This is a genomic window from Bacillus sp. SW14, assembly GCF_047608225.1.
Lineage (GTDB): Bacteria > Bacillota > Bacilli > Bacillales > Bacillaceae > Bacillus > Bacillus subtilis_G.
The window spans coordinates 899,740-914,973 of record NZ_JBLKRW010000001.1 but is presented as its reverse complement, the minus strand read 5'-3'; the positions used below and the strand labels follow the sequence as shown (position 1 = coordinate 914,973).

At 44.9% G+C, this 15,234-nt stretch carries 17 protein-coding genes and 1 riboswitch; of the genes, 7 read left to right on the top strand and 10 right to left on the bottom strand.

The window, feature by feature from the left end; all coding sequences use genetic code 11:
* Window positions 1–125 precede the first annotated feature (125 nt).
* Together rsoA and sigO are read right to left on the bottom strand one after the other, a co-directional pair.
* Window positions 126–362 (bottom strand): sigma-O factor regulator RsoA, encoded by a 237-nt coding sequence (gene rsoA / locus ACMX2I_RS04630; RefSeq protein ID WP_148964084.1) that lies wholly within the window; start codon window positions 360–362, stop codon window positions 126–128.
* A complete protein-coding gene (gene sigO / locus ACMX2I_RS04625; protein WP_202328044.1) occupies window positions 359–895 on the bottom strand; it encodes an RNA polymerase sigma factor SigO in 537 nt (178 codons plus the stop codon). The genes rsoA and sigO overlap by 4 nt, the downstream gene beginning before the upstream one ends.
* A 203-nt stretch (window positions 896–1,098) precedes the next feature.
* Here sigO and ACMX2I_RS04620 point away from each other — a divergent pair, with 203 nt between their 5' ends.
* From ACMX2I_RS04620 to ACMX2I_RS04610, 3 genes are all read left to right on the top strand, one after another.
* The gene (locus tag ACMX2I_RS04620) at window positions 1,099–1,254 is read left to right on the top strand and encodes a YvrJ family protein (RefSeq protein WP_003221632.1); all 156 of its coding nucleotides are present in this window, start codon (window positions 1,099–1,101) and stop codon (window positions 1,252–1,254) included.
* Window positions 1,255–1,373: 119 nt separating this feature from the next.
* Complete coding sequence (gene oxdC / locus ACMX2I_RS04615; protein WP_414956309.1) at window positions 1,374–2,531, top strand: oxalate decarboxylase; 1,158 nt, start codon at window positions 1,374–1,376, stop codon at window positions 2,529–2,531.
* A 60-nt stretch (window positions 2,532–2,591) separates the two neighbouring features.
* A complete protein-coding gene (locus tag ACMX2I_RS04610; protein WP_087991117.1) occupies window positions 2,592–3,002 on the top strand; it encodes a regulatory YrvL family protein in 411 nt (136 codons plus the stop codon).
* Between the two features lie 33 nt (window positions 3,003–3,035).
* Here ACMX2I_RS04610 and ACMX2I_RS04605 read toward each other — a convergent pair whose 3' ends face one another.
* The 6 genes from ACMX2I_RS04605 to ACMX2I_RS04580 all read right to left on the bottom strand — a co-directional run bounded on the left by ACMX2I_RS04605 (window position 3,036) and on the right by ACMX2I_RS04580 (window position 9,177).
* On the bottom strand, window positions 3,036–4,265 hold the full coding sequence (locus ACMX2I_RS04605) for an ABC transporter permease (RefSeq protein WP_414956308.1): 1,230 nt from the start codon (window positions 4,263–4,265) through the stop codon (window positions 3,036–3,038).
* The gene (locus ACMX2I_RS04600) at window positions 4,258–4,947 is read right to left on the bottom strand and encodes an ABC transporter ATP-binding protein (protein WP_087991119.1); all 690 of its coding nucleotides are present in this window, start codon (window positions 4,945–4,947) and stop codon (window positions 4,258–4,260) included. Before ACMX2I_RS04600 ends, ACMX2I_RS04605 begins: the two co-directional genes overlap by 8 nt.
* Window positions 4,931–6,124 (bottom strand): efflux RND transporter periplasmic adaptor subunit, encoded by a 1,194-nt coding sequence (locus ACMX2I_RS04595; protein ID WP_414956307.1) that lies wholly within the window; start codon window positions 6,122–6,124, stop codon window positions 4,931–4,933. Before ACMX2I_RS04595 ends, ACMX2I_RS04600 begins: the two co-directional genes overlap by 17 nt.
* 171 nt (window positions 6,125–6,295) lie before the next feature.
* On the bottom strand, window positions 6,296–7,105 hold the full coding sequence (locus tag ACMX2I_RS04590; RefSeq protein ID WP_414956306.1) for an ABC transporter ATP-binding protein: 810 nt from the start codon (window positions 7,103–7,105) through the stop codon (window positions 6,296–6,298).
* A 15-nt stretch (window positions 7,106–7,120) separates the two neighbouring features.
* Complete coding sequence (locus ACMX2I_RS04585) at window positions 7,121–8,131, bottom strand: FecCD family ABC transporter permease (RefSeq protein WP_394715072.1); 1,011 nt, start codon at window positions 8,129–8,131, stop codon at window positions 7,121–7,123.
* Window positions 8,131–9,177, bottom strand: a complete 1,047-nt coding sequence (locus ACMX2I_RS04580; RefSeq protein ID WP_414956305.1) for a FecCD family ABC transporter permease — start codon at window positions 9,175–9,177, stop codon at window positions 8,131–8,133. Before ACMX2I_RS04580 ends, ACMX2I_RS04585 begins: the two co-directional genes overlap by 1 nt.
* 204 nt (window positions 9,178–9,381) lie before the next feature.
* On the opposite strand from ACMX2I_RS04580, the gene ACMX2I_RS04575 reads away from it, so the two are divergent.
* Both ACMX2I_RS04575 and ACMX2I_RS04570 read left to right on the top strand, forming a co-directional pair.
* On the top strand, window positions 9,382–10,329 hold the full coding sequence (locus ACMX2I_RS04575; RefSeq protein WP_414956304.1) for an iron-hydroxamate ABC transporter substrate-binding protein: 948 nt from the start codon (window positions 9,382–9,384) through the stop codon (window positions 10,327–10,329).
* Between the two features lie 55 nt (window positions 10,330–10,384).
* Window positions 10,385–10,654, top strand: a complete 270-nt coding sequence (locus tag ACMX2I_RS04570; protein ID WP_176365275.1) for a hypothetical protein — start codon at window positions 10,385–10,387, stop codon at window positions 10,652–10,654.
* 37 nt (window positions 10,655–10,691) lie between these two features.
* Here the strand turns inward: ACMX2I_RS04570 and ACMX2I_RS04565 are convergent, their stop codons facing one another.
* Both ACMX2I_RS04565 and sspJ read right to left on the bottom strand, forming a co-directional pair.
* Window positions 10,692–12,092 (bottom strand): amino acid permease, encoded by a 1,401-nt coding sequence (locus ACMX2I_RS04565; protein ID WP_414956303.1) that lies wholly within the window; start codon window positions 12,090–12,092, stop codon window positions 10,692–10,694.
* Window positions 12,093–12,195: 103 nt separating this feature from the next.
* Window positions 12,196–12,375: riboswitch (Lysine riboswitch) on the bottom strand.
* Window positions 12,376–12,489: 114 nt separating this feature from the next.
* Window positions 12,490–12,630: a small acid-soluble spore protein SspJ gene (sspJ, locus tag ACMX2I_RS04560; protein ID WP_010330072.1), complete on the bottom strand. Its 141-nt coding sequence runs from the start codon at window positions 12,628–12,630 to the stop codon at window positions 12,490–12,492.
* A gap of 166 nt (window positions 12,631–12,796) precedes the next feature.
* On the opposite strand from sspJ, the gene ACMX2I_RS04555 reads away from it, so the two are divergent.
* Both ACMX2I_RS04555 and ACMX2I_RS04550 read left to right on the top strand, forming a co-directional pair.
* Complete coding sequence (locus ACMX2I_RS04555) at window positions 12,797–13,279, top strand: metal-dependent hydrolase (RefSeq protein WP_414956302.1); 483 nt, start codon at window positions 12,797–12,799, stop codon at window positions 13,277–13,279.
* Between the two features lie 99 nt (window positions 13,280–13,378).
* The gene (locus tag ACMX2I_RS04550) at window positions 13,379–15,232 is read left to right on the top strand and encodes an LTA synthase family protein (protein ID WP_414956301.1); all 1,854 of its coding nucleotides are present in this window, start codon (window positions 13,379–13,381) and stop codon (window positions 15,230–15,232) included.
* Window positions 15,233–15,234: the final 2 nt, after the last annotated feature.

The window sequence follows — 15,234 nt, the reverse complement described above, 5'->3', positions numbered from 1 at the left end:
TCATCTTATCATTATATCGTTTATTTTTGGTGCATTTTTGAATAGAAGGCGTCTTGCCAGGGTAGGAGAAGCAGAAAACGGGAACGTGGCAGTTCCCGTTTCTCGTATTTTCAGATGATAAATGGTTATGAGTTCTCGTCTACCATATACAAAATAAACTCCCAAAACCCCGGAACGTCCTGACACAAAAGCATATCAGCCTTTTCAAACATTTTGATCTTCAGCTCTTGCTCTAAATCTTCTCTTTCTTGATAGGACGTATTGCTGAGTTTTTTTCTGATCATCGGTGAAAAGCATTCAATCAGATGTTCAATGTCAAATTTATCGTCTTTTTGGTTCTTTTGTTCAAACTCGCCGTTCACAGCTTACTTTCCCCCTTTTTTTGAGCCGCTAGCTGTTTTCTGATATTCTCAAGCCCTTTTTTATGAATGTTGGAGATGTTTTGCCGTGACTCCCCTAATGAATCGGCAATCTCTTGCATCGTGGCACCGTGAAGATAGACTTTCGTCAGCACGCTTTTTTGTTTGTCAGTCAGCTTCTGGATCGCTTGGTAGAGCTGATAATCATGAACATGCTGGCTCAAGTCATCCTGCATATCTAAAAATGCTTCAAACGCATCGCTTCCTGTTTCGGAAGGAAGCCGATCTCCCGTTTCCGGATGATCGACCGTCAGCGGATACCGTTTTTGGTTTTTGCGAACCCGCTTATCAAAATCAATAGAAAAGATGCGAATCATTGAATTCATATACTTGACGATGCGGATTTCCTTATAAAATTGTTTAAATTGCTCGTCCAATGATTTTGCATCTTTTTCGTTCGGGCTTTCCATTACGTTTTTGAACAAACGGTAATGCTGAGGATTACTCAAAAAATGCTTCACGATGGGATGCTTCATTATCTCCTTACATTTTGATCGCAAAAGACCTTGATAGTCCATCAAACCGCCTCCCTACTAAATTAAATGAAGGAAAGCAAAAAAAAGTAAACTACTACTTTCTGACTAGCGCTTGTCTTAAATACGCCAGCCGCGAGTTTACGTTTTCTTGGATTTCCTTCACTTACATACATGACTTCAAAAAAAGAAGGGAGGTATTTTCCATGGATCAGGTTTTTATAGAGGAAGTTGTAAAACAGATCGGCAATCTGGGATTCCCTGCGCTGATTGCAATGTACCTGCTGACCCGATTTGAGAAAAAGTTTGATCAGCTTATCGAACTGATGACAGAACTAAAAGATCAGAAAGCAAAAAATTAATTTTCAATCGAAGTTGACTTTTCACTGTTTTTTTTCACTTAACAAGACAGAAGGGAAAACGAAAGGCCTTTCACCTTCTCTTTCTGCTATCGCATTTAAATTAAGGGAGGAAACATTTCATGAAAAAACAAAACGACATTCCGCAGCCAATCAGAGGAGACAAAGGAGCAACAGTAAAAATCCCGCGCAATATTGAAAAAGACCGCCAAAATCCTGATATGCTCGTTCCGCCGGAGACTGATCATGGTACCGTAAGCAATATGAAGTTTTCGTTCTCTGATACTCACAACCGATTAGAAAAAGGCGGATATGCCCGTGAAGTCACCGTACGTGAGCTGCCGATTTCAGAAAACCTCGCATCTGTCAATATGCGGCTGAAACCTGGCGCCATTCGCGAGCTGCATTGGCATAAGGAAGCAGAATGGGCTTATATGATTTACGGACGTGCAAGAGTCACGATTGTGGATGAACAAGGGCGCAGCTTTATTGATGATGTAGGCGAAGGAGATCTTTGGTACTTCCCGTCAGGCCTGCCGCACTCTATTCAAGCGCTGGATGAAGGAGCTGAGTTCCTGCTCGTGTTTGACGATGGATCATTCTCTGAAAACAGCACGTTCCAGCTGACAGACTGGCTTGCCCATACACCTATGGAAGTCATTGCTGCGAACTTTGGCGTAACAAAAGAAGATATTTCCAATTTTCCAGGCGAAGAGAAATATATATTTGAAGAGCCTGTCCCAGGAAATTTGAAAGATGACATTGTAGAAGGGCCGAACGGTGAAGCGCCTTATCCGTTTACCCATCGTCTTCTTGAGCAAGAGCCAATTGAATCAGAGGGAGGAAAAGTATACATTGCAGATTCAGCAAACTTCAAAGTGTCTAAAACGATCGCATCCGCACTCGTTACGGTGGAACCCGGCGCTATGAGAGAACTGCACTGGCATCCGAATACGCACGAGTGGCAATACTACATCTCCGGCCAAGCAAGAATGACCGTTTTTGCATCTGACGGCCATGCGAGAACGTTCGACTACCAAGCCGGTGATGTCGGATATGTTCCGTTTGCAATGGGGCATTATGTTGAAAACACTGGAGATGAACCGCTTGTCTTTTTAGAGATCTTCAAAGACGACCATTATGCCGATATATCTTTAAACCAATGGCTTGCCATGCTTCCTGAGACACTTGTTCAACAGCATCTTGAATTAGGCAAAGACTTTACCGATATCCTTTCAAAAGAAAAACATCCGGTTGTGAAAAAGAAATGCAGTAAATAAAAAACTGCCGGCCTGCAGAGAGCGCTCGTTCTCTGCAGGCCTTTATAAGGAGATGAACCAGTGAAACATCAAATGTCTTCAAATCGATTATTGCGGCTCTCTATAAAATACTTTTTGGCCGCGGCGGCAGTGGTGTTGACCTATTTTGCCGTCATCTATATATTGTTTTCCATAGCAGGAACGAGCTACCGCTCAGCGGCTCACGTCCTGCTTTTTGCCCTGTTATTTCTTGTCCTCGGCCTATTCTTAGAACCATTTGAACGCCTGATGATACATAGCTTTACATTTTTCAAGACAGACAAACACTTATTCATTCTTCTAGCCGGCATCGTACAGCTGCTGTTTTTGTGGATGACTGCTCATACGACAGACGAAATGATCAGCGACATCTGGCTGTCCACCACAGAAGAAATGATTGTCGCAGCCGTTTTTCTGATTTTAGACAAATGCAATTCGGCCCTTCCCACCTAAAAAAAGAACGCATTCCAAATGGATGCGTTCTTTTTATTCATAGCGCAGCGCGTCTACAGGCTGAAGCTTAGATGCCTTGATGGAAGGAAGCAAGCCGAAGATAATGCCGACTGCCATTGAAAAGATGAGTGCCCCGACAACAGCCGGAACGGAGACGATAAAAGGCATTGGAAAAACGACCGTCAGCAGCTTAGCGATGCCGAAGCCCGCCAGCACACCAAGTATTCCGCCAATGCTTGTCAGCACGACCGCCTCAGTTAAAAATTGAAATAAAATCACACGCCGCTTAGCACCGAGCGCTTTCTTAATCCCGATTTCCCTCGTGCGCTCCGTGACGGAAACGAGCATGATGTTCATGACGCCGATACCGCCGACCAAAAGTGAAATACTGGCGATTCCGCCAAGCAACAATGCAAATGACTGATTAAAGGACTCCACTTCCTGCGCGATCTCCTGAAGATCCATCACACTATACTCTGCTTTTTCCAACTCAGCATCTGACAGTCCTTGGTTTAAAAGATCAGCAGCCATTACGCCGGCTTCTTGGATATGCTCAGAAGAATCAGCCTGCACAGCAATCTGTGTCGGCGCGTCAAATCCTTCAATGAGCGGCCACACTTTTTTCGGAATGTACAAAACCGGGTTCGCATAGTCGCCTTCAAACATGCTTTCCTGCTGTTTTTTTTCTGTGAAAACACCGGCGACCTTAAACGGCACACCATTCATCTCAATGTTTTTATGCAGAGCGTCTCCGTCTGGAAACAGTTCATCTCTGGCAGCTTCATTGATCATCGCCACTTGGTGTGTGCTGTTCAATTCATTTTCCGCCAGCTTTCTCCCTTCGGTTATACGGATTGGGAACATATCAAAGTAATCACCGTCAATTCCGTATACCTGAGGGTACGAAACGTTTGTCAAATGAAAGACGCTCGCGCCTTCTGACAAGTAATATAAGGATAATCCTTTGACCATAGGATCAGATTTAATCGCCTTTACTGTTTCGTCAGCTACAGGCGGTGCAGTCGTATACGAAACCTGATAGCCGCCGCCCTCCTCTTCTCCGCCCGACGGCTGGTAGACAACATTGATCGCGTTATTTCCCATACCGATCATGCTCTGCTTTAATTGTTCGCTTTGACCCTTCAGCATCGATACAATCGCGATGATTGCCGCTATGCCGATAATGACACCGAGCATTGTCAGAATGGATCTAAGTTTATGAGAGAAAATCGATTGAAAGGAGATTCGAATATGTTCAAGCATGGCTGATATCCCCTCTCTCATCTAATACCAATTCTCCATCTCTGATAAAAACGGTTCTGTCAGCTTTTTTGGCAACGTCCGGGTCATGGGTAATCATAATAATGGTCTTGCCTTCCTGATGCAATTCAGAAAACAGCGACAAAATTTGTTCGCTTGATTTGGTATCAAGCGCCCCGGTCGGTTCATCAGCTAAAATAAACCTCGGCTGATTGACAAGGGCTCTCGCTATCGCCACCCGCTGCTTTTGCCCGCCGGACAGCTTCGGAGGCTTGTAGGAGACCCTGTTTTTCAGCCCGACCTTTTCCAGCGCTTCATAGGCTCTCTGCCTTCTCTCTTTTTTCTTCACTTTATTGTAGATCATCGGCAGCTCGACATTTTGCAGCGCGGTGAGACGCGGCAGCAGATGAAAGGTTTGAAACACAAACCCGATTGACTCGTTGCGGATTTCGGCTAAGGCACCGTCTTTCCCTTTCAATATATCTATCTGATCAAGCGTATAGGTTCCGGAGGTTGGCCTGTCCAAACAGCCGATGATATTCATTAGTGTTGACTTTCCCGAACCGGAAGGCCCCATAATCGCCAGAAACTCACCAGCTTGAACCGTCAGATTAATATGTTTTAAGATCGGAACTTCTTCTTTTCCCAGCTTGTACGATTTCGAAATATTATTCAATGTCAGCATTGACTGTAACCTGCTTTCCTTCCTTGACCGCGGGATCAGGATAGATCACATAATCTTCCGGCGTCAAGCCGCTCTTAATTTCCACCATGTCATTTTCATCAGTCTCTCCGATTTCAACAGGCTGCTTGACCGCTTTCTGCTTCTCATCCGCTTTCCACACGTACGGTTCTCCGTCATCCTGAATGACCATGTCGGAAGGCAGCTTAATCGTGTCCGCATCAGCCTCATCACTCATCACTTCGATGTTGACATGATAGCCGACTTCGAGACCTTTATGGCTGTCTAATAAAATGGTGAAAGGATAGTTAGAGGATTGAGGGTTCATTTCTTCTTCAGCAAAACTTTCTGATTCCTCACCCTCGCCTGTTCCCGCTGGAAGCTTGCCGATCGAAGTGACCTTTCCTTTCCACTCGCCTTCACCGCCTGTTTTCAGCGTGACTCTGACTTTGCTGCCTTTTTTGATTGTGTCCATTAACAGCTCGTTGATTTGGCTTTTGACTAGGTATTTGCCCGTCGAAACAATCTGGATATACGGTCCTGCTGCCTGGTCGCCCGTTGCTCCGGCGGCGATATCCTGATTGACGCTTTGAACGATCCCGTCATGCTTGCTTGTTATGACATTGGAACCTTTGTTTTTCGTCAGGGCAGCCAGCTCTTTTTGATGCTGCTTCAGCTCAAGCTGGCTTGTTTTCAAATCGAAATTGGCCTGATCAAGCTCATCTTGAAGCTGTGATTTCTCTTCTTTTCCAGCCGTTTTCAGCTGTTTTTCCGTTTCCGTTATTGATTTTTGCAAGCGGCTGATTTGCAGGTTTGTCATTTCGATTTGCAAATTGGCTTGTTCAACTTCGTCAGAATGATCCTCGCCCTCATACTCAAAAAGCTTATCGCCCTTTTTGACCTGATCGCCTTCTTTGACGTATGTTTTTTTAATGCTGCCTTTTTCAGAATCGATATATACTTTCTGCTGCTTCTCAGGTTCAACCTTTCCAGAAAACGTTTGGCCTGATTCTGATTCTCCTCCCATGTATACCGCTACCGATTCTGCATAGGGCTCCGACGATACGGCAACTTGGTTGATGTGGGTAAAAAAGTAAACACCGCCGGCGCCGATCCCAGCTAATACAAGCACACCGGCACATATCGCACCGCCAATAATCCATTTTTTCTTCTTGGACACAACGATCTCCTCTTTCTGTAAACTATGTAATATTTTCGAAACATTATAACCAATATTATCTATTAATTCAAAAAGACTTGCAATCTTTTTATTGAAATGAAGGAATCAAATAGAAAAATTGTATTTTCACGGCCGAAAATAAAAAATCCCGGCTCTCAACCGGGATTTTTCTTACACAGAAATAAGCGCTTTTTCATTTTTAATCAGGTCATAGGTCAAGCATACAGGTTTATTTGTACGGGGATCGGTCACGATTTCGGCATCAATCTGAAATACCTGCTTCAAAATGTCCGGTGTCATGACCTCCAGTGCGCCGCCCTCCTTGATAACCGTGCCGTTTTTGAGCGCGATCATATAATGAGAAAAACGGGCCGCGTGGTTCAGATCATGAATGACCATTAAAATCGTCCGCCCCTGTTCTTTGTTGAGCCTGTCAAGCAGCTGCAGAATTTCAAGCTGGTGTGCGAGATCAAGGTACGTTGTAGGTTCATCCAGCAGCAGCAGTTCCGTCCCTTGCGCAAGCGCCATGGCTATCCACACGCGCTGACGCTGTCCGCCTGACAGTGCCTCAATCGGCCGTTCAGCGTATTCAGCCATGCCTGTTTCTTCAAGCGCCGATTTGATAATCCGACGATCTTCATCATGTAATCGGCCGAATCCTGATTGATGCGGAAACCTGCCGTACGACACCAATTCATACACCGTTAAACCGCTTGGCGCTTCAGGTGTCTGCGGCAGAATCGCCATATCTTTCGCAATGTCTTTTGTAGACATTTTATGAATGGCTTTGCCGTTTAAATAGACGGCACCTTTATGTGAACGCATAATTCTGGACATTGTTTTTAATATTGTTGATTTCCCGCAGCCATTCGGGCCAATTAAGGTGGTGATTTTCCCTTTAGGAATCGAGATATTTAAACCTTCTACAATCACCGTGTCACCATAACCGATTCCAAGCTGTTCCGTTGATAATGAATTCATATTCGGCCCCCTCCTCTAATTCGCTTTCATCAATAAATAAATAAAGTAAGGCGCGCCTAGCACGGAAATGACAAGTCCGACCGGAATTTCCGAAGGTGCCAATACATTTCTCGCCAGCGTATCAGCGAGCAAAAACAGAAATGCGCCGATGAAGGCGGAGACCGGTATCAGCGTCTGGTGACGCGGACCGGTAAGCCTTCTTGCCACGTGGGGCGCAATCAATCCGAGAAACGCGATGCCCCCTGCAGCTGCCACGCATGAAGCGGCAAGAGTGACCGCCGCCAGAAGGAGAATCCGTCTTTCTCTTTCAACAGCAGTGCCCAGCCCGGTCGCTAATTGGTCTCCGAGCTGCAAAATGTTCAAATAACGTGCCTTATATAAAGTAAACGGAAGCAAGATCACAATCCAAGGAAGGATCGCCCAAATCATATTCCAGTTCGCCCCCCATATCGAGCCGGATATCCAAACCGCGGCCTGCATAAAATCATGAGGGTCCATCTTGAGCTGAAAAATCAGCAACAGAGCGTTAAAACCAGCATTCACGCCAATACCTACTAAAATCAGCCGAATCGGTGTCACGCCTTTTTTCCAAGCCAGAAGATAAATGAGAAGCGCGGCGAGAAATGCGCCAGCCAAAGCACTGAACGGCAGCATAAATGTTCCGAAAAAGCTGAGATCTGAAGCTGACCCTTGAAAAAAGTATATAAAAAGCACAACAGCAAGCGAGCCGCCGGCGTTAATTCCGAGAATGCCGGGCTCAGCCAGATCATTTTGAGAAACGCTTTGCAAAATGGCGCCGGCAACAGCGATTCCTGCCCCAACGAGCAAAGAAAGGATGATCCGGGGCAGCCTGAACTCAAATAAGACAAGTTCATCACGCGCCGTTCCTTGGCCGAAAAAGACTTGAAACGTTTTAAGCGGTGCAATTTTGATGACGCCCAAATTCAAACTGATAAAAAAGACCAGCACGATGAGCAGAAAGGTCACAGCCATCACAGCGAGCGGTTTTTTCGTTTTTGTTTTCATTACAGCCCTCTCCTTTCCCGACGTGCCAAATAAAAGAAAAAGGGAACACCGATAAGAGAGGTCAGCGCGCCGACAGGCGTTTCAAAGGGCGCGTTGACGAGTCTTGCCGCAATGTCAGCAAAAACTAGCAAAACGGCGCCAAGCACCGCCGAGCAAGGAATGATCCACCGATAATCCACACCAACCAAAAACCGGGTAATATGCGGAATGATCAGCCCGATAAATGCGATGGTGCCGGCAATGGAAACCGCAGCTCCCGTCAAAATCACAACGACAAGCATGCCAACCAGTTTCACCGCTGATGTATATTGGCCAAGCCCTTTCGCCAGCTCGTCTCCGAGACTCAACACTGTCACAGACCGGGCGATGATAAACGCAAGCGTTAAACCGACCGCCCCTGCGAGAAGCAAGAGATGAACACCTGACCATTTCACACCCGCTACCCCGCCTGCATACCAAAAACTGATATCCTGAGCGACATCAAAGCGGATTGCAACGGCGGTTGAAATGCCTGTAAAGAAATAAGAAACTGCTGATCCAGCCAGAGCAAACTTTACTGGCGTAAGTCCGCCCCTTGAAAACATGCCAATCCCCATTACTGTTGATGCCCCCAGCCCCGCTCCTGCAAAGGACCATAGCACAAGCCCCATCGTCGAAAGCCCGGGAAAAAAGGCAAATGCAATTGAAATGGCAAACGCAGAGCCTGATGTAACTCCCATAATCGAAGGCTCTGCCAAAGGGTTTCTCGTCATCCCCTGCATGATCGCTCCCGACACTGCTAACAAAGCGCCAACAAGCGCGGCGGCAGCCGTTCTCGGCAGTCGAAGATCGTGTATGATTTGGTGGGACGTCTCTGTCGGCTCAAAATGAAAGATGGCGTCCCACACCGTGCGCAAATGAATATCCGCAGCACCGAGAGATATAGATAAAAGCGCGCCAAGGCATAGTAAACACATCCCTGCAATAAGGACAATGACCGCGCCAAATGACCTTGACGTCCATTGGTTTTCTTCTGATATCGTCTGTATATTTTTACTTTGACTCAACAGCCGTACTTCCTTTCCAATAATGATAATGATTATCAATTACTGATCAAGTATATCATTTTTTTGCGCTGTTGTAATAGAGCGTTTTGAACAAAAATGAGCATATAATTGCAAAATTACCGTGTCAACTGGCTCTTGCAATGGTATAATCACATTGATAATGATTCTCTTTATCACCCATTTTCCGGAAAGAAGGTATGAGATATGACCCATATATATAAGAAACTCGGAGCCGCGTTTTTTGCCGTGTTATTGATTGCAGCATTGGCAGCCTGCGGGAATAACACAGAAAGCAAAGGCTCTTCCTCTGATTCCAAAGACGAAGAAACCGTTACATACAAGGCTGAAAACGGAAATGTGAAAATCCCTAAGCATCCAAAACGGGTGGTTGTCATGGCTGACGGCTACTACGGCTACTTCAAAACACTCGGCATCAACGTCGTCGGTGCACCTGAGAATGTATTTAAAAACCCTTATTACAAAGGAAAAACCGACGGCGTTTCAAGCATCGGAGACGGTACTTCCGTTGAAAAAATCATTGATTTGAATCCTGACTTGATTATCGTCTGGACAACGCAAGGCGCTGATATTAAAAAGCTTCAAAAAATCGCGCCGACTGTCGCGGTAACATACGATAAGCTTGACAATATCGAGCAGCTGAAAGAATTCGCAAAAATGACAGGAACTGAAGATAAAGCAGAAAAATGGCTGACTGAGTGGGGTAAAAAAGTTGCGGCGGCTAAAACAAAAATCAAAAAAGCTGTCGGTGACAAAACAGTCTCCATTATGCAAACGAATGGAAAAGACATCTACGTATTCGGTAAAGATTTCGGAAGAGGCGGAAGCATCATTTACAAAGATCTCGGCTTGCAGGCTACAAAGCTGACAAAGGAAAAAGCCATTGATCAGGGTCCCGGATATACAAGTATTTCATTAGAGAAGCTCCCTGACTTCGCGGGAGATTATATTTTCGCGGGTCCATGGCAAGCAGGCGGCGACGATGGCGGCGTATTTGACAGCTCCATTTGGAAGAACCTAGACGCCGTTAAACACGACCGTGTCTACAAGATTGACCCGATTGGCTTCTATTTCTCTGATCCGATTTCATTAGAAGGCCAGCTGAAGTTTATTACGGAAAGCTTAACAAAATAAACAAAAGAGCCGCCTGCCCGCGGCTCTTTTGCACATCTATAAGGAGCGGCTCATTTTGAACCACATCGGATATTTTCTTGCGCAATTCATATTTAGCTGCATCATCATCGCGATTAGTTTTTTTAACGGGCTCTATATCGGAAAACCTTTTTCTAGTGTGCTTCTTGTATTTATCTTAGTGCTCGTTCTGTTTGGTTTGCTGGAAAGGCTGAAAAAACGCTTTTTGCATATTCGATTATCCGTGAAGGTTTTTCTTTCTATTTCTGCTTTCCTTTCAGCTGTTTTAACGATCGGATTGCTAACACGGCAAATTGTGATTTTATAAAAAAGACACCTGATAAAACTAATCAGGTGTCTTTTGTTTATGCTTTCCGGAACTTTTTAACAACAAATGGATAAACGATCAAGCCGACAAAGAATAAACCGATGCCGAGAGTAAATGTCGTTAAATCCGCTGTGCCTGTTATGATCACAAACAATGAGTATGCGCACGCTAATATCGCGATTAATCCATCTTTTACACGGGAACCTCTCAGCTGGTCATACGTTTCACCTTTGATGACAAGCTTCAAGCTGTAAATCGCAGATACCAAATACGGAATTAAATACGCAAGTGTTGCCGCTGTCGTCAAAAACGTAAATGCGTCACTTATTGTCCGGGAAATTACCGAGAAGATGAAGACCTGTGACATGACGTTTGTAATCAATAATGCGATAATCGGACTTCCCTTTTTATTCGTTTTTGCAAAGAATGCCGGAAAATCTCCCGCTTTAGCGGCTTGATATGGAACCTCAGAGCCAAGCAAAATCCAGCCGAGCATCGTTCCGAATAAACAAAGGATAGCCAATAGCGCCATAATCACGCTTCCCGCGTTTCCAACAATCGCATACAGCACATCAACAAACGGTTTTTCAGAACCGACAAGCTTATCATGCGGCAGAACACCCATCGTAATCAAAGTCACAATAATATAAATGCTCAATGCAATCAATAATCCGGTAATTGTCGCGCGTTTCACCTCACGCTGAGAGCGCGCACGGCCTGACAGAATAACCGCTGATTCAATGCCGACAAACGCCCACAGTGTAGAAATCGCGGCGTTATGCACCTGGCCGCCAATTCCAATGCTTGTGCCGTTTTCTCCTTGAACCGGAAAATAAAAATGATCGAATAATGCCGTTTGAAACACAAACAATCCGGCAACGATAAAGAAAACAAAACCTAGTACTTTAGAAAGCGTCGTGACAAAGTTCAATTTACTTGCACCGTTAATGCTAGTAACGAGAATCGTGTGCGTGCCCCATAACAAGATCGTACATACTGCAAACGTCAGCAATTGGCCGAGTGTCACCTCTTGCCCGCCGATCGAAAACATTTCACGTTTATCAACCAAAATCGGGAAAAACGAAGTCAAGTAACCGGCGAGGCTTGTGATAATCGCCACGTTGCTGATCCAGCTCGCGACCCAGTAGCCCCACACCATTGTGAAACCGGCAGCGTTCCCCTTCTTCGGATCAGAGAACAGCGCCCTTGCATAACTTTGCGGTCCCGCCTTCAGTTCAGGCTTGCGGATGGACAAATGCCCAAAGACAAGTGCAATCATCAGCACGCCGGCACCTGTCAAAAGCCAAGCGGACGTGGCGCCAAGCGGACTCGCGATTGAAGCAAGCGAGCTTGGCAAGGAGAAAATTCCCGATCCTACCATATTTCCAACGACAAACGCCGTTAATAACCAAAAACCCCATTTTTTCGTCTGTTCCATTCCAGTACCTCCATGATTCTTTGTACGGACCAGACCCCGAGATCATGTAAACGCAAAAAAAGCCTGAACAAAAGTCCATGCTTAAAGAAACACACACCCTTGATCTCCGGATAGCCCTCCGCGAAAAAGCACGCGGCAGTCCTGCACTTATTCAGATACAGTCCCAGCATAGAGAAGGATCGGCTTTCTCCACACTTCGGCGCTGATGCCTTTTACACATGTTAAACAGCCCCTATCAGCCTGGCATGTGCTACTCATCATCCGCGCAACCTCTACCTCACTGAGAAAGAGTGAGGATTTAATAATTCAGTTACTCCCAGAAGGTTATCAAAGAAAGGATGATCTGTCAAAGGGAACAGATGGAAATACGGATAGAGCCAAGCCCTATCCGCATGGGTTATCGATTGTTTTTCTTTTTTTGCACAGCTTCTTGAAGCGGATCATCTTTTAGAGCTGAACCGGCATCTTCAAGAGCTCCCTGGATTACGTTTTTTTCTTTTTCAGAACGTTTTCCTTTATCTTTATTAAAGAAATCCATTCGTATCACCTCTTTTAGAAAATAGGTACACGATTAAGATGCCTTTTTCCTTGAAAAATTATGCGGAAAATTTTTTATCGTCCAAAGTCCTGTTGATCAAACATACATTCTCTTGATATATTTGTAATTCAGACATTTTTGCAAAAGATAAAAGGAGAAGCGAGAAATGACAGGAAAAACACACATCATGGGAGGCATCGCTTCTTGTACGGCAGCAGCTTATTATTATGGATTTGATCCAGTGGTTATGGCTGCGTCCGGCGCGGTTGGGGCATTGATTCCCGATATCTGCCACACGCAAAGCAAAATCGGGAGAAGATTTCCTATTCTATCGAAAGCGATCAGCTCCATTTTTGGCCATCGAACGTTTACGCACAGCCTGCTGTTTCTGCTCATCATGTTTTTTATCACAGCCACATATATTCCAGATAAAAACATATCAACCGGACTGATGATCGGAATGGCGAGTCACTTGATTCTTGACGCTTGGACGGTGAATGGAATTAAATTATTATTCCCTTCAACGATTCGCGTAAGGCTCCCATTTTATATGAAGACAGGCAGTTTTTCTGAGCAGCTTGTGTTAGCCAGCCTGACAATTGCATCATGTTACTACTTTTATATGCTGTTTCATGGACGCATGTTTTAAACGTGAGTGCTGACACTTGTCTGAACGGGCTATTTTTAGTAGGTTTTACATAAGAAGCATTTCATGCAGATGATCAAGAAAACGTGAGGAGTCATATTAATGAAAGGAACCTTTTTTCACAATCAGCGGTTTTTATGTATTTCGATCGTATTCATGTGGATCAAAACGTATGTAATCTATAAAATCGGGTTTGATTTGCAGATTGATTCTCTGTCGGAGGAGCTGATATTGCTGATCAATCCGCTCAGCTTTATCCTTCCTTTATTCGGGATTGGCCTGTTTCTAAAAGATAACAAGCAGCGGGTTTTTTTGCTGATTGCCAATTTGGTTCTGACTGTCATCTTGATCTCCAATACGATTTTTTACGGCTTTTATATCGATTTTATTACCATCCCGGTTTTGTTTCAGGCCAGTAACATGAGCGATATGGGCAGCAGTGTAAAAGAACTGTTCAACCCTCTGTTTATCGCCCTATTTGCGGATTTGGTTTGTCTGCTGCTGATTGCCCGTAAAGAGAAGAACCCGCAGACAAAAGCCGACCCCCGCACGATTAAACGGTACTATGCAGCTTCCTGCGGCATGATTCTATGTACTCTGGCACTTGCAGAAGTACAGCAGCCGAAGCTTTTGGCACATTCCTTTGACCGGGAAATGATCGTCAAAAGCATCGGTCTGTTTCAGTTCCATATATACGATACGATTTCTCAGACTGTGAATATAAGCGCGAAGGCATTTGCCGATGAAGACAGCATGACTGCGATTAAAAACTATACAGAGGCTGATTACAGCAAGCCTGATCAAAGCAAGTTCGGGCTGGCAAAGGGGCGCAACGTCATCTTTGTAACGCTTGAATCGACCCAAAGCTTTGTTCTGAATGAAAAGGTAAATGGAAAAGAAATCACCCCGTTTATGAATGATTTCATCAAAAAAAGCTATTCCTTCGATCATTTCTATCAGCAAACAGAACAAGGCAAAACATCTGACTCAGAATTCATCGTCGCCAACTCACTGTATCCTTCCCTTAGCGGGGCCGTCTTTTTTACGAAAAGCGATCATCAATTTCATACGATGTACAAATCGCTGAAACAACATGATTATTATTCAGCCGTCTTTCACGCCAACCATAAAACATTTTGGAACCGAGATGTGATGTACGATACATTTGGGATTGACCGCTTTTTTGATGTTGATGATTTCCACGTCACTCCCGGGACATCGACAAGCTGGGGCCTAAAGGATAAGGAATTTTTAGAGCAGTCCGCCGGCAAGCTCAATAGCCTGCCGCAGCCGTTTTACAGCAGTTTCATCACGTTAACGAACCATTTTCCGTTTGAAATTGATGAAAAGGATCAGCTGATTGATGAATACGATTCAAGCAGCGACCTGTTAAACCGCTATGTGACTACGGTGCGCTATGAAGATGAGGCATTGAAGCGTTTTATCAAAAAGCTGAAGGACGAAGGCTTATACAAAAATTCGATGATTGTATTCATGGGAGATCATTATGGCATTTCTGAAGCCCATAACGAGGCGATGGCCGAGTTTTTAGGAAAAGATGAAATCACGCCGTATGACAACGTTCAGCTCCAGCGAGTGCCGTTTATCATACATATTCCAGGAATCACAGATCAAAAGCCGGAAACCATCCCTGATACCGGAGGGCAGGTCGACGTCAAGCCGACACTGATGCATCTGCTCGGCATTGAGACAAAAGGCGATATCCAATTTGGCAATGATTTGCTGTCAAACGACCGCACTCCATTCACCGTGCTGCGAAACGGCAGTTTTATTACGAACGACTATGTATACACAAAAAACACGTGCTACAGCCAAAAAACAGGGGACGTGCTGGAAGATCAGGATGCGTGCCTCCCATATAAAGAAAAAGCAACCGAAGAGCTGTCTCTCTCTGATAAAATTTTAAACGGAGACCTGCTCAGGTTTACTCAATAAAA

Coding starts and splice junctions, on each gene's coding strand:
- sigO (WP_202328044.1), bottom strand. CDS start 895: ATGAAGCATCCCATCGTGAAGCATTTTTTGAGTAATCCTCAGCATTAC.
- sspJ (WP_010330072.1), bottom strand. CDS start 12,630: ATGGATTTCTTTAATAAAGATAAAGGAAAACGTTCTGAAAAAGAAAAA.
- ACMX2I_RS04620 (WP_003221632.1), top strand. CDS start 1,099: ATGGATCAGGTTTTTATAGAGGAAGTTGTAAAACAGATCGGCAATCTG.
- ACMX2I_RS04555 (WP_414956302.1), top strand. CDS start 12,797: ATGACAGGAAAAACACACATCATGGGAGGCATCGCTTCTTGTACGGCA.
- ACMX2I_RS04550 (WP_414956301.1), top strand. CDS start 13,379: ATGAAAGGAACCTTTTTTCACAATCAGCGGTTTTTATGTATTTCGATC.
- ACMX2I_RS04600 (WP_087991119.1), bottom strand. CDS start 4,947: ATGCTGACATTGAATAATATTTCGAAATCGTACAAGCTGGGAAAAGAA.
- ACMX2I_RS04575 (WP_414956304.1), top strand. CDS start 9,382: ATGACCCATATATATAAGAAACTCGGAGCCGCGTTTTTTGCCGTGTTA.
- ACMX2I_RS04605 (WP_414956308.1), bottom strand. CDS start 4,265: ATGCTTGAACATATTCGAATCTCCTTTCAATCGATTTTCTCTCATAAA.
- oxdC (WP_414956309.1), top strand. CDS start 1,374: ATGAAAAAACAAAACGACATTCCGCAGCCAATCAGAGGAGACAAAGGA.
- ACMX2I_RS04565 (WP_414956303.1), bottom strand. CDS start 12,092: ATGGAACAGACGAAAAAATGGGGTTTTTGGTTATTAACGGCGTTTGTC.
- ACMX2I_RS04590 (WP_414956306.1), bottom strand. CDS start 7,105: ATGAATTCATTATCAACGGAACAGCTTGGAATCGGTTATGGTGACACG.
- ACMX2I_RS04585 (WP_394715072.1), bottom strand. CDS start 8,131: ATGAAAACAAAAACGAAAAAACCGCTCGCTGTGATGGCTGTGACCTTT.